Origin of the sequence: Streptomyces sp. NBC_01257 (genome assembly GCF_035917255.1) — a bacterium.
Lineage (GTDB): Bacteria > Actinomycetota > Actinomycetes > Streptomycetales > Streptomycetaceae > Streptomyces.
Genome location: NZ_CP108472.1, coordinates 7,773,237 through 7,787,043 on the forward strand (window position 1 = coordinate 7,773,237; position 13,807 = coordinate 7,787,043).

The 13,807-nt window shown below is 71.4% G+C and carries 10 protein-coding genes; 9 read left to right on the forward strand and 1 reads right to left on the reverse strand.

Features of this window, described 5'->3' with window-relative positions; all coding sequences use genetic code 11:
* Positions 1-141 precede the first annotated feature (141 nt).
* The 9 genes from OG408_RS33975 to OG408_RS34015 all read left to right on the forward strand — a co-directional run bounded on the left by OG408_RS33975 (position 142) and on the right by OG408_RS34015 (position 12,273).
* Positions 142-3,891 carry a ThuA domain-containing protein gene (locus OG408_RS33975; protein ID WP_326673576.1) on the forward strand — a complete coding sequence of 1,250 codons (3,750 nt, stop codon included), beginning with the start codon at positions 142-144 and terminating at the stop codon, positions 3,889-3,891.
* Between the two features lie 117 nt (positions 3,892-4,008).
* Positions 4,009-5,127, forward strand: a complete 1,119-nt coding sequence (locus tag OG408_RS33980; RefSeq protein ID WP_266785223.1) for an inositol-3-phosphate synthase — start codon at positions 4,009-4,011, stop codon at positions 5,125-5,127.
* Complete coding sequence (locus OG408_RS33985; RefSeq protein ID WP_326673577.1) at positions 5,124-6,023, forward strand: SCO3242 family prenyltransferase; 900 nt, start codon at positions 5,124-5,126, stop codon at positions 6,021-6,023. The genes OG408_RS33980 and OG408_RS33985 overlap by 4 nt, the downstream gene beginning before the upstream one ends.
* On the forward strand, positions 6,020-6,907 hold the full coding sequence (locus OG408_RS33990; protein WP_266785227.1) for a sugar phosphate isomerase/epimerase family protein: 888 nt from the start codon (positions 6,020-6,022) through the stop codon (positions 6,905-6,907). Before OG408_RS33985 ends, OG408_RS33990 begins: the two co-directional genes overlap by 4 nt.
* Positions 6,904-7,593 carry an EboA domain-containing protein gene (locus OG408_RS33995; protein WP_326673578.1) on the forward strand — a complete coding sequence of 230 codons (690 nt, stop codon included), beginning with the start codon at positions 6,904-6,906 and terminating at the stop codon, positions 7,591-7,593. Before OG408_RS33990 ends, OG408_RS33995 begins: the two co-directional genes overlap by 4 nt.
* Complete coding sequence (locus OG408_RS34000; RefSeq protein WP_266785231.1) at positions 7,593-8,441, forward strand: TatD family hydrolase; 849 nt, start codon at positions 7,593-7,595, stop codon at positions 8,439-8,441. The genes OG408_RS33995 and OG408_RS34000 overlap by 1 nt, the downstream gene beginning before the upstream one ends.
* A gap of 4 nt (positions 8,442-8,445) precedes the next feature.
* Entirely contained in the window at positions 8,446-9,621 is a 1,176-nt protein-coding gene (gene eboE, locus OG408_RS34005; RefSeq protein WP_266785233.1) for a metabolite traffic protein EboE, read from the forward strand.
* Positions 9,618-11,015 carry a nucleotide pyrophosphatase/phosphodiesterase family protein gene (locus OG408_RS34010; RefSeq protein WP_266785235.1) on the forward strand — a complete coding sequence of 466 codons (1,398 nt, stop codon included), beginning with the start codon at positions 9,618-9,620 and terminating at the stop codon, positions 11,013-11,015. Before eboE ends, OG408_RS34010 begins: the two co-directional genes overlap by 4 nt.
* Positions 11,016-11,079: 64 nt before the next feature.
* On the forward strand, positions 11,080-12,273 hold the full coding sequence (locus tag OG408_RS34015; RefSeq protein WP_266785237.1) for a sugar phosphate isomerase/epimerase family protein: 1,194 nt from the start codon (positions 11,080-11,082) through the stop codon (positions 12,271-12,273).
* An 81-nt stretch (positions 12,274-12,354) separates the two neighbouring features.
* Here the strand turns inward: OG408_RS34015 and OG408_RS34020 are convergent, their stop codons facing one another.
* Positions 12,355-13,749, reverse strand: a complete 1,395-nt coding sequence (locus tag OG408_RS34020) for an OFA family MFS transporter (protein WP_285564304.1) — start codon at positions 13,747-13,749, stop codon at positions 12,355-12,357.
* Positions 13,750-13,807: the final 58 nt, after the last annotated feature.

Sequence of the window (13,807 nt, forward strand, 5' to 3'; positions counted from 1 at the left end):
AGGTCTACCGTCCAATGCGTGTACATGACATAACTCCCGTCACCGGAGCCACACAGGCCCCGGCTGACCAGCGCGGCAGTCCCCGCGCACCACGGATCGGCAGCACCCGCCCGTACCACCGGCACACCCCGGAGGACATTCGTGCACAGAACCAGAAGCAGGACCGGATCAGGGACCCGCACCGGGTCCGGAACCAGGCTCCGCCTCCGTAAATCACTCGCACTGTTCACCGGTGGCCTCCTCGCCGCCGCCACCCTCAGCCTGGGCGCCACCTCGGGCACGGCCGTCGCCCACGACGAGCACCCCGACCCCGCCCCGGCCGCCGAGGACTTCCAGCAGGTCACCCTCGCCAAGGGGGCCGCCGAGACCGGCGAGCCCATGTCGCTGGCCGTGCTCCCCGACCGCAGCGTGCTGCACACCTCGCGCAGCGGCGAGCTCCGCATCACCGACAGCTCGGGCAACACCCGGATCTCCGGCGTCCTCCCCGTCTACTCGCACGACGAGGAAGGCCTCCAGGGCATCGGGGTCGACCCGCACTTCAGCGAGAACCGGGCGATCTACCTCTACTACGCGCCCCCGCTGGACACGCCCGCCGGCGACGCCCCCGAGACCGGCACCGCCGCCGACTTCGCCCCCTTCGACGGGGTCAACCGGCTCTCCCGCTTCGTCCTCGACGAGGACGGCACGCTCGACCTCGGCAGCGAGAAGAAGGTCCTCGACGTCCAGACGTCCCGCGGCATGTGCTGCCACGTCGGCGGCGACATCGACTTCGACGCGGACGGCAACCTGTACCTGTCGACCGGCGACGACTCCAACCCCTTCGCCTCCGACGGCTTCAGCCCCATCGACGAGCGCCCGGACCGCAACCCGGCGTTCGACGCCCGCCGCTCCGCGGGCAGCACCAACGACCTGCGCGGCAAGATCCTGCGCATCAAGGTCGCCGACGACGGCTCGTACACCGTCCCGGACGGCAACCTCTTCGCGCCGGGGACGGACAAGACCCGCCCCGAGATCTACGCGATGGGCTTCCGCAACCCGTTCCGCTTCTCCGTCGACAAGGCCACCGGCATCGTCTACGTCGGTGACTACGGGCCGGACGCCGGTGCGGCCGACCCCAAGCGCGGACCGGCCGGACAGGTCGAGTTCGCCCGGGTGACGAAGGCCGGCAACTTCGGCTGGCCGTACTGCACGGGCAACAACGACCCGTTCATCGACTACGACTTCGCCACCAAGACCTCCGGCGCGGCCTTCGACTGCGCGGCGCCGAAGAACACCTCGCCGCACAACACCGGCCTCGTCGACCTGCCGCCGGCCCAGGCCGCCTGGATCCCGTACGACGGCGCGTCGGTCCCGGAGTTCGGCACCGGCTCGGAGTCCCCGATGGGCGGACCGGTCTACCACTACGACGCCGACCTCGACTCGCCCGTGAAGTTCCCCGAGGCCTACGACGGCGACTTCTTCGCCGGTGAGTTCGGCCGGCAGTGGATCAAGCGGATCGAGCAGGACGCCGACGGCAAGGTCGAGTCCATCAACGACATCCCGTGGTCCGGCACCCAGATCATGGACATGGCCTTCGGTCCCGACGGGGCGCTCTACGTCCTCGACTACGGCCTCTCCTGGTTCGGCGGCGACGAGAACTCCGCGCTCTACCGCATCGAGAACGCCACCGGCGGACGCTCCCCGATCGCCGAGGCGACCGCCAACAAGACATCGGGCACCGCGCCGCTGAAGGTGCAGTTCTCCTCGGCCGGCACCGCCGACGGGGACGGCGACGCCCTCACGTACGCCTGGGACTTCGGCGACGGAGGAACCTCCACCGCCGCGAACCCCGCGTACACGTACAAGAAGAACGGCACCTACACCGCGACCGTCACCGCCACGGACCCCTCCGGGCGCACCGGATCGGCCAGCGTCCACGTGACCGTCGGCAACACGGCGCCCAAGGTGAACCTGGAACTCCCCGGTGACGGGCAGCTCTTCACCTTCGGCGACGAGATCCCGTTCAAGGTCACCGTCACCGATCCCGAGGACGGCACCGTCGACTGCTCCAAGATCGAGGTCCGCTTCGTCCTCGGCCACGACAGCCACGGCCACCCGATCACCTCGGCCCACGGCTGCACCGGCACCATCAAGACCGAGATGGACGGCGGCCACGACCCCAACGCCAACATCTTCGGTGTCATCGACGCCTCGTACACCGACGGCGGGGGCGGCGGCCAGGCCGCACTGACCGGCCACGACCAGTCGCAGCTCCAGCCGCGCCACCGCCAGGCCGAGCACTTCAACGACTCGTCCGGCATCAAGACGTACGACAAGGCGAACGCCGAGGGCGGCAAGACCGTCGGCGACATCGACAACGACGACTGGATCTCCTTCAAGCCGTACATCCTCGGCGACTCCACCAAGCTCACCGCGCGGATCGCCTCCGGCGGCGCGGGCGGCTTCCTCGAGGTGCGGTCCGGCTCGGCGACCGGGAAGATCCTCGGCTCCGCACCCGTACCGGTGACCGGTGGCTGGGAGACCTTCCAGGACATCGACGTACCCCTGCGGGGCGTGCCGAAGAAGGCCACCGAGCTCTTCCTGGTGTTCAAGGGCGGCACCGGCGCGGGCGCCCTCTACGACATCGACGACTTCGAGCTCTCCAACACCCCGCCCGACAAGACCGCCAAGCGGGTCCTGGTCTTCTCCAAGACCGCCGGCTTCCGCCACGACGCGATCCCCGAGGGCATCGCCGCACTCAAGGAACTCGGCAAGGACAGCAACATCACGGTCGACGCCACCGAGGAGGCCGGCCAGTTCACCACCCCGAACCTGGCCCGCTACGACGCCGTCGTCTTCATGTCGACGACCGGTGACGTCCTCAACGCCGACCAGCAGAAGGCCTTCGAGAACTACATCGCCACCGGCGGCGGCTACATGGGCGTCCACGCCGCAGCCGACACCGAGTACGACTGGTCCTTCTACGGCGGACTCGTCGGCGCGTACTTCTCCGGCCACCCCGCCATCCAGCCCGTCACGGTCCGCGTAGAGGACCACAAGCACCCGGCCACCGCCCACCTGGGCGACGCCTGGGAGCGCACCGACGAGCTGTACAACTACCGCACCAACCCGCGCGACAAGGTGAAGGTCCTCGCCACCCTCGACGAGACCACCTACACCGGCGGCACCATGAAGGGCGACCACCCGATCACCTGGTGCCAGGCCTACGAGGGCGGCCGCTCCTTCTACACCGGCCTCGGCCACACCAAGGAGTCGTACGCCGACGCGGACTTCCGCAAGCTGCTGCTCGGCGGGGTGCGCTACGCCGCCGGCCAGGTCAAGGGCGACTGCAAGCCCGACACCGGCTACCGGTCGATCTTCAACGGCAAGACGCTCGAAGGCTGGAAGCAGGCCGGGCCCGGGAAGTTCGACGTGGTCGACGGCGAGCTGCGCTCCGAGGGCGGCATGGGTCTGCTGACCTACCAGGCCAAGGAGCTGAAGTCGTACTCCCTGAAGCTCGACTGGAAGATGGCGGGCGACGACAACTCCGGAGTCTTCGTCGGCTTCCCGGAGTCGGACGACCCCTGGTCCGCGGTGAACAACGGCTACGAGGTCCAGATCGACGCCTCCGACGCCGTCGACCGCACCACCGGCTCCGTCTACACCTTCAAGGCGGCCAACACCAAGGCCCGCGACCAGGTGCTGCGCCCGCCGGGGCAGTGGAACAGCTACGAGATCAAGGTGCAGGGTGAACGGCTCCAGATCTTCCTCAACGGAGTGAAGATCAACGACTTCACCAACACCGACCCGGTCCGCAGCCTCAAGGACGGCTACATCGGCCTCCAGAACCACGGGGCGGACGACCAGGTCTCCTTCCGCGACATCCAGCTCAGGGAACTGCCCTCGGCGTAGGGCAGCCCACCCGGCCGGCGGCGGGCGGGGCCTCACACCCCGCCCGCCGTCCCCGGCCCCTCCAGTACAGCGCCATCAGCTCTGCCCAGCCAGGACCCCCAGCCAGGGAGGCAGCCCGTGTCAGCACACGCCGTTCGTACCGGAGTCTGGTTCATCGGAGCACGCGGCTCCGTCGCCACCACCGCCACGGCGGGGTGCGCAGCGGTCGCGGCGGGACTCCACCCGGCCGCCGGCATGGTCACCGAGACCGCCCCGTTCGCCGACAGCGGCCTGCCACCCGTGACCTCCCTCGTCTTCGGCGGCCACGACACCCTGGACTGCCCCCTCCCCAAACGGGCCGAGGCGCTCGCCGCCGGGGGAGTGCTGCCGCACGGACTCCCGTCGGCGGTCCGGGCCGAACTCGCCGCCGCCGACGCGGAGATACGGCCCGGCGGACCCGTCCCAGGCGACACCCGCACGGACGAGGAGCTCATCACCGCGTTCGCCGCCGACCTCACCGACTTCGGCCGCCGCAACGATCTGGCCAGGACCGTCGTCGTCAACGTGTCCTCCACCGAACCGGCACCCGCCCCCGACGCCGAGCGGCTGCCCGCCAGCTCGCTCTACGCCGCCGCCGCGCTCCGGGCCGGCTGTCCGTACGTCAACTTCACCCCCTCCACCGGGCTGCGCGCGCCCGCCCTCCAGGACGCCGTCGCGGCCGCCGGACTTCCTCACGCCGGCCGCGACGGCAAGACCGGCCAGACCCTGCTGCGCTCGGTCCTGGCCCCGATGTTCGTGCAGCGCGCCCTGCCCGTACGGGCCTGGTCCGGCACCAACCTGCTGGGCGGCGGCGACGGGGCAGCGCTTGCCGACCCGGCCGCCGCCGCGGCGAAGAACGCCGGCAAGGAGCGCGTCCTCGCCGACACCCTCGGCGCCGCCCCCGAGGGCGAGGTCCACATCGACGACGTCCCGGCGCTCGGCGACTGGAAGACCGCCTGGGACCACATCGCCTTCGACGGGTTCCTCGGCGCCCGCATGGTCCTCCAGACCACCTGGCAGGGCTGCGACTCCGCGCTCGCCGCGCCTCTGGTCCTCGACCTGGCCCGGCTGCTGGCCCGCGCCCACGAAGCGGGCCTGACCGGCCCGCGGCCCGAGCTCGGCTTCTACTTCAAGGACCCGGACGGCGGACCGGCCGCCCTGTCCGAGCAGTACCTCGCGCTGCTGGCCTTCGCCGAGCGCCTGCGGGGGGAGAAGTGACGGCAGGCGCCTGGGCGGAACTGCTCAGGGTCTCCGCACTCTTCACCGTCCCGGGCGACGCACTCGCGGGTGCGGCCGCCGCCGGACGGCGCCCCGACCGCTCCACCGCGCTGGCGGTGGGCGCCTCGCTCTGCCTGTACGAGGCGGGCATGGCCCTCAACGACTGGGCGGACCGCGAGGAGGACGCCGTCGACCGCCCGCACCGCCCGATCCCCTCGGGCCGGATCACACCCCGGGCCGCGCTCACGGCGGCCGGCGCCCTGACCGCGGCGGGCCTCGCCCTCGCCGCCCGGGCCGGCCGCCCGGCGCTGGGCGTGGCCACCGGCCTCGCGGCCACCGTCTGGGCGTACGACCTCCGTCTCAAGCACACCCCGGCCGGTCCGGCCGCGATGGCGGCGGCGCGCGCCCTCGACCTGCTGCTGGGAGCGACGGCCACCGCGGCGGGACAGGCCGCACCCCGCGCAGCGGCCCGCGCCGCCCTGCCCGCCGCCCTGCTCGGCGCCCACACCTACGCGGTCACCACCGTCTCCCGCCACGAGACACAGGGCGGATCCACCACCGCACCCCTCGCCGCCCTCGCGGCCGTCGCCGGAATCGGCGGCGCCGTGGTGCGCGAGGGACACACCTCCCGGGGTACGGCGCGGGGCGCCCCCGCCCGGCTGCTGGTCACCGCGCTCACCGGCGCCTACGTCCGCACCACGGCCCGGCCCCTCGCGCACGCCGCGCTCAACCCGTCGCCGCCGCTCACCCAGCGCGCCGTCGGCAGCGGCATCCGGGCGATGATCCCGCTCCAGGCGGCCCTGGCCGCACGCGCCGGAGCCGCCGGTACGGGGCTCGCCGTCATGGGCCTCGTCCCGCTCGCCCGCGCCCTCTCCCGGAAGGTGAGCCCCACATGACACTCCGCCTCGGCTACGGCACCAACGGGCTCACCGACCTCCGCCTCGACGACGCCCTCGGGCTCCTCGCCGACCTCGGCTACGACGGCGTCGGCCTGACCCTCGACCACATGCACCTCGACCCGATGGCCCCGGACCTCGCAGCCCGCACCCGGCAGGTATCCGACCGGCTCCGGGAACTCGGGCTCGGAGTCACCGTGGAGACCGGCGCCCGCTACGTCCTGGACCCGCGCCGCAAGCACGGCCCCTCGCTGCTGGACCCGGACCCGGAGGCCCGCGCCGCCCGCACCGCGCTGCTCGTCCGGGCCGTCGACGTCGCCGCCGGACTCGGCGCCCACGCCGTCCACTGCTTCAGCGGCGTCACCCCGCCGGACACCGCGCCCGACACCGCGTGGCAGCGCCTCACCGACGCCCTCGGCCCGGTCCTGGACGCGGCGGACCGGGCCGGGGTGCCCCTCGCGATCGAACCGGAGCCCGGACACCTCCTCGCCAACCTCGCGGACTTCCACCACCTGCGGGTGCTGTGCGGCGACCCGGAGCCCCTCGGGCTCACCCTCGACATCGGCCACTGCCAGTGCCTGGAGCCCGCCCTGCCCGTCGACTGCGTGCGCGACGCCGCCCCCTGGCTGCGGCACGTCCAGATCGAGGACATGCGCCGCGGCGTCCACGAGCACCTGCCCTTCGGCGACGGCGAGATCGACTTCCCGCCCGTGCTCGCCGCACTCGACGCGCTCGGCGACACCGGATACGCCGGCCTCACCGTCGTCGAGCTGCCACGCCACTCCCACGCGGGCCCCGAACTCGCCCGCACCTCAATCGACTTCCTCAACAAGCACCGCCCGCCGAGCCACCCGGGCCCAGCCGCCGAAGGGAGCACGTCATGACGCCCACCCCCACGACCCCACTCCTGACCCGCAAGGAACTCGACACCCTGCTCGGCGGAGCCGCACGCGCCTGGCTCGACGAAGCCCTCGCCGAGGCCGCCCACGCCGCAGCCCACCCGGACACCGCACCCGCGGATAACTACGCCGTACCTCCGTGGGAACTGCGGTACGCCGCCGCCGGCCGGCACTGCGGACTCGAACACGCCGACTCCGTACGCTCCTTGCTGCTCGTCGAGGCCCGCACCACCCTGCCCGCACTGACCCGCATCTACGAGCAGGGCACGGCCGCCGAACGCCGCGCCGTCCTGCTCACGCTGCCCGCACTGGACCTCGGCGCCACCGCCCTGCCGCTCGTCGAGGACGCCCTGCGCACCAACGACACCACGCTGGTCGCCGCGGCCGTCGGGCCGTACGCCGCCGTTCACCTCGCCCCGCACCACTGGCGCCACGCCGTCCTCAAATGCCTGTTCACCGGCGTCCCCGTGGAAGCCGTCGACCAGCTGGCCCGAAGATCACGCGGCGACGCGGAACTCGCCCGGATGCTGGGCGACTTCGCGGCGGAACGCATCGCGGCCGGCCGCCCCGTCCCCGCCGGCCTGCACCACGTACTCGCGCTCACGGCCCCCGGCCCGGACGCCCCCGCCACCGCTCCCGACGCCCCCACGGTCTCACCCGAGGAGTCCTGATGCGCATCTTCGACCCCCACATCCACATGACCTCCCGCACCACGGACGACTACCGGGCGATGTACGACTCCGGGGTCCGCGCCCTGGTCGAACCCTCCTTCTGGCTGGGCCAGCCCCGCACCTCGCCCGCCAGCTTCTTCGACTACTTCGACGCCCTGCTCGGCTGGGAGCCCTTCCGCGCCGCCCAGTACGGCATCGCCCACCACTGCACGCTCGCCCTCAACCCCAAAGAGGCGAACGACCCCCGCTGCACCCCGGTCCTCGACGCCCTGCCCCGCTACCTCGTCAAGGACTCCGTCGTCGCCGTCGGCGAGATCGGCTACGACTCGATGACCCCGGCCGAGGACCACGCGCTGGCCGCCCAGCTCCAGCTGGCCGCCGACCACGGACTGCCCGCGCTCGTCCACACCCCGCACCGCGACAAGCTCGCCGGCCTGCGCCGCACCATCGACGTCGTACGCGAGTCCCGCCTCGCCCCGGAACTCGTGCTGCTCGACCACCTCAACGAGACGACGGTCAAGGACGCCCTGGACAGCGGCTGCTGGGCCGGGTTCTCCATCTACCCCGACACCAAGATGGACGAGGACCGCATGGTCGCCGTCCTCAAGCTGCACGGCACGGAGAAGGTCCTCGTCAACTCCGCCGCGGACTGGGGAAAGAGCGATCCGCTGAAGACCCGCCGGGTGGGCGACGCCATGCTCGCCGCCGGATTCAGCGAGGACGACGTCGACCAGGTGCTGTGGCGCAACCCGGTCGCCTTCTACGGCCAGAGCGGCCGTCTCCACCTCGACACCGCCGCCCCCGAACCGCTCCACGAGGGCAACTCCATCCTGCGCGGCGGGGAGTGAGGCCATGCGCTTCCGCCACCCCGACGGCACCGTCGTCCACCTCGCGTACTGCACCAACGTCCACCCCGCGGAGACCCTGGACGGTGTCCGGTCCCAGCTCCGCGACCACTGCGAGCCCGTACGCAGACGCCTCGGCCGCGACCGCCTCGGCATCGGCCTCTGGCTCGCCAGGGACGCCGCCCGCACCCTGATCAACGACCCCTCGCAGCTGCGCTCCCTGCGCTCCGAGCTGGAGCGCCGCGGCCTCGAAGTCGTCACCCTCAACGGCTTCCCGTACGAGGGATTCGGCGCCGAGGAGGTCAAGTACCGGGTCTACAAGCCGGACTGGACCGACCCCGAACGGCTCGCCCACACCAGCGACCTCGCCCGGCTCCTCGCCACGCTGCTGCCCGACGACGTCACCGAAGGCACCATCTCCACCCTCCCGCTCGCCTGGCGCACCCCCTACACGGGCGACCCCGAGGCTGCCCGCACCGCACTCGCCGCGCTCACCACCCTCGGCGAACGCCTCGACGCACTCGCCGAACTCACGGGCAAGTCCATCCGGATCGGCCTCGAACCCGAACCCGGATGCACCGTCGAGACCACCGCCGACGCCATCGCCCCGCTCACCGCGGTCGGCCACGCCCGCATCGGCGTCTGCATCGACACCTGCCACCTCGCCACCTCCTTCGAGGACCCGGACACCGCACTCGACGCACTCACCGCGGCCGGCATCCCCGCCGTCAAGGCGCAGCTCTCCGCCGCCCTGCACGCCGAGCACCCCCACCTCCCCGAGGTGCGCACCGCCCTCGCCGCCTTCGCCGAACCCCGCTTCCTGCACCAGACCCGCGTCGCCACCGCCGCCGGACTGCGCGGCACCGACGACCTCGACGAGGCCGTCGGCGGTGAGGCCCTGCCCGACAGCGCCCCGTGGCGCGCCCACTTCCACGTCCCCCTGCACGCCCCGCCGGCACCCCCGCTCACCTCCACCCTCCCGGTGCTCCGGTCCACGCTGACCCGCCTGGTCGGCGGGGCCCGGCCGCTCACCCGGCACCTGGAGGTCGAGACGTACACCTGGCAGGCACTCCCGGCCGAGCTGCGGCCACGCACCCGCGCCCAGCTCGCCGACGGCATCGCCGCCGAACTCACCCTCGCCCGCGACCTCCTGGTCGACCTCGGCCTCAAGGAGCTGCCATGACCACCGCAGGGACGACCGGCTCGCCCACCCCGCTCCTGGTCCTGGACGTCGTGGGACTCACCCCGCGGCTCCTCGACCACATGCCCCACCTCAAGGCCCTGGGCCGGACCGGCACCCACGCACCGCTCGGCACCGTGCTGCCCGCCGTCACCTGCGCCGCCCAGTCCACCTTCCTCACCGGCACCACCCCGGCCGAGCACGGCATCGTCGCCAACGGCTGGTACTTCCGGGAGCTCGGTGACGTCCTCCTGTGGCGCCAGCACAACGGACTCGTCGAGGGCGACAAGCTCTGGGACGCCGCCCGCCGCTCCCACCCCGGCTACACCGTCGCCAACATCTGCTGGTGGTACGCCATGGGGGCCGACACCGACTACACCGTCACCCCGCGCCCCGTCTACTACGCCGACGGCCGCAAGGAACCCGACTGCTACACCCGCCCGCCCGCCCTCCACGACGAGCTCACCGACAAGCTCGGCACCTTCCCCCTCTTCCACTTCTGGGGACCCGGCGCCGACCTGGTCTCCTCGCAGTGGATCATCGACGCGACCCGCCACATCCTCGACACCCGCCACCCCGACCTCGCCCTCTGCTACCTCCCGCACCTGGACTACGACCTCCAGCGCTTCGGCCCCGACGACCCCAGGTCCTTCAAGGCGGCCGCCGACCTCGACCGGGCCGTCGCCCCGCTCCTGGACGACGCCCGCCGCGAGGGCCGCACCGTCGTCGCCCTCTCCGAGTACGGCATCACCCGCGTCGACCGGCCCGTCGACATCAACCGGGCGCTGCGCCGGGCCGGACTCCTGGAGGTCCACACCCAGGACGGCATGGAGTACCTGGACCCGATGACGTCCCGGGCCTTCGCCGTGGCCGACCACCAGATCGCCCACATCTACGTACGCCGCCCCGAGGACCTCGAAGCGGCCCGCGCCGCCCTGGCGGACCTCCCGGGCATCGAGCAGCTCCTGGACGACGAGGGCAAGAAGGCCCAGGGCCTGGACCACCCCCGCTCCGGGGAGCTGGTCGCCGTCGCGGAACCGGACGCCTGGTTCACGTACTACTACTGGCTCGACGACGCCCGGGCGCCCGACTTCGCCCAGCTCGTCGAGATCCACCGCAAACCCGGCTACGACCCCGTCGAGCTCTTCATGGACCCGCAGGACCCGTACGTACGGGTCAAGGCGGTCACGGCGGTCGCCCGCAAGAAGCTCGGCATGCGCTACCGCATGGCGGTCGTGCCGCTCGATCCGTCACCCATCCGGGGCAGCCACGGCCGCCTCCCGCTGAGCGAAGACGAAGGTCCGCTCATCCTCTGCTCCACCCCCCACGCGTTCACCGGCCCCGTCCGGGCCACCGAAGTGAAGTCCCTGCTCCTCACGCTGGCCGGCCTCGCGTGAGACCGGTCCGAGCACAGCGCTGCGCACACCCCCGTAGTGCGCATCCTCGAGAAAGAGAGAGACCGTGACCGAGTTCAACGACGCATCCGGAACGGACGGCGCCCTGCGCCGCAGCCTCGGCATCAACCGCCGCCGCTTCCTCAGCACCTGCACCGCCGCCACGGGAGCGGCGATCGCCGCCCCCGTGTTCGGCGCATCACCGGCCTTCGCGCAGCCCGCCTCCCAGCAGGGGCACGGCCACGGCCACGGCCACGAGCACGACCACGGGCACGGTCACGGGCACGGCCAGGCACTCGTCCCGCCGTCGAAGCGGGGCATCATCCTGTACACCGTGCGCGACGCCACGGGCCGGGACCCGCTCAGCACCACCCTTCCCTCGGGCTTCCGTGACGTCTTCAAGGAGCTGGCCCGCTACGGCTACAAGCAGGTCGAGTTCGCCGGCTACGGACAGCACGCCAACGCGCCCGGCGGCAGCAACCTGGAGACGGTGGAGGGCGCGAAGCTGCTGCGCTCGTGGCTGGACGACTACGGGCTGCGGGCCCAGGGCAACCACGGCTTCATCCCGGGGTCCTGGCCGCTCAGCCAGAGCGACCTGGACACGTTCAAGCGGCACCTCGAAATAGCCAACATCCTCGGCATGGACCACATGGGCACCGGTGGCGACCCCACTGGCAGCGCCTACCGTGCCGACTGGGACGTGGCCGCCGACAAGTGGAACGCGCTGGGCAAGATCGCCCACCGCGAGGGCATCAAGCTGTACACCCACAACCACGACGCGGCCTACGGCTTCCTGCTCGACGGCGGCCCGCTGGACGACCAGGGCCGGCCCACCCGCAGCTCGGGCATCCGCAAGCTGGAGTACTTCCTGAAGGTCACCGACCCGAAGACCGTGTGGCTGGAGATGGACGTCTACTGGGCACACGTCGCCCAGTACAAGTTCCACACCTACACCGCGCTCGACGGATCGGTCCGGGAGAACGTCTTCGACCCCGCGGCCGTGGTCCGCCGCTACAACAAGCGCTACCCGCTGTTCCACGCCAAGGACGGCATCATCAACACGGCCAGTGGCGACGGCTACGACATGGTCCCCTTCGGCACCGGGGTCATCGACTACCGGACCTTCTTCAGCCGCGTCGGGGAGACGAACTACCGCAACCCGATGGTCGAGCAGGACACCGCACCGAGCTCGACGGACCTCGCGCAGTCCCTGAAGCAGGCGAAGATCAGCTACCAGGGCATGGCGGCGCTCCGCAAGTAGGACGGCAGCCGCGTACGCCGGGCCTCCCCGCACCTGTCTGTGCGGGGAGGCCCGGCGTACGCGGGGCAGAGTTCGTCGCCCCTAGACGACCTCCCGGCTGACCGGCTGCGGATTGGGGACGATGTCCCGCACCCGCGGCCGCCCCGGCTGCCTCAGCATCAGCGCGATGCAGGCCGCCACCATGGAGATGGCCCCGGCCAGCGCATAGGCGCCGTCGTAGCCCCAGGAGTCCACCACCATCGAGCCGAGACCACCGCCGAACAGTCCGCTGATCAGCTTGCCGCTGTAGACGAGGCCGTAGTTGGTGGCGTTGTAGTTCTCCCCGAAGTAGTCCGGGGTCAGGGCGGCGAACATCGGGTAGAACGCACCGCCGCCGAAGCCGGAGAGGAAGGCGAAGAACAGGAACAGCCACTCGCTGTGCATGTTCCCGGCCCAGATCACGCCGAACTGGGCGAGACCCAGCACGACGATGACGAACACCAGGGTCAGCTTGCGGCCCCAGATGTCCGAGAGCCAGCCGACGACCGCGCGGCCGACCCCGTTGATGACGGCCATGACCCCCATGGACGACGCCGCGACCAGCGGGCCGAAGCCGACCTCCTTCGCGTAGTCCACCTGGAAGGAGATCCCGAAGATGGACACCCCGGCCGTCAGGACGATGGTGATCCACATCAGGGGCAGCATGCCCGTCCTGATGGCCTCCTTCGGCGTGTACTGCTTGGACGCCGGAGGGTTCTTCGCCAGGCTCGCCGCACTCTTGGCGTTGCCCGTGTAGTTCAGCGGGTCGATGTCGGAGGGCCACCAGTTCTTCGGCGGGTCCTTGAAGAACCAGGCACAGACCGCCACGACGATCAGGACGTAGAGGCCGATGAGGTCCAGCACCTCGTTGTAGTTGCTGGTGTCGAAGGCGTAGTTGAAGATGAAGATGAAGGGCAACGCACCATATGCGAAACCGCCGTTGACGAATCCGGTCTTCGCGCCGCGCCGTTCCGGGAACCACTTGCCCACCATGTTGATGCAGGTGGCGTAGATGAGTCCGGACCCCAGCCCGCCGACGACGCCGAAGCCGCAGATCGCGCCGAAGACGTTGTCGACGTGCGAGAGCGCGAGGAAGCCGAACAGACAGAGCGCGGCGCCGATGAACATGGCGCGGCGCGCGGTGAGGATGTTCTTCTCGCGCAGCCACCCGGCGGGGAACGCGATGCCCGCCTGGAAGAAGACCCAGACGCTGAGAATCCAGAAGGTGTTGCTCTGTGTCCAGCCATGCGCCTCGGAGAGGGTGTCCTCCGCGGATCCGTAGGCGTACTCCGACACGCTGATGGCCATCATCGCGATCCACGGCAGGTACACCATGGTCTTCCGGCTGTGACCGAGGATGCTGCGGTCCGACTCGCCGACCCGGTAGATCCGGCCCTTGCTGTCCGTCACTTCCCGGTACGCGACGGCTGACGCGCCCGGTTGTCCGTCTGTGCTCATGAATCTCCCCTTGGCTTCGAAAGAACCTGGCCAGCGCCCCCTGTCCAAACTCCTCGTG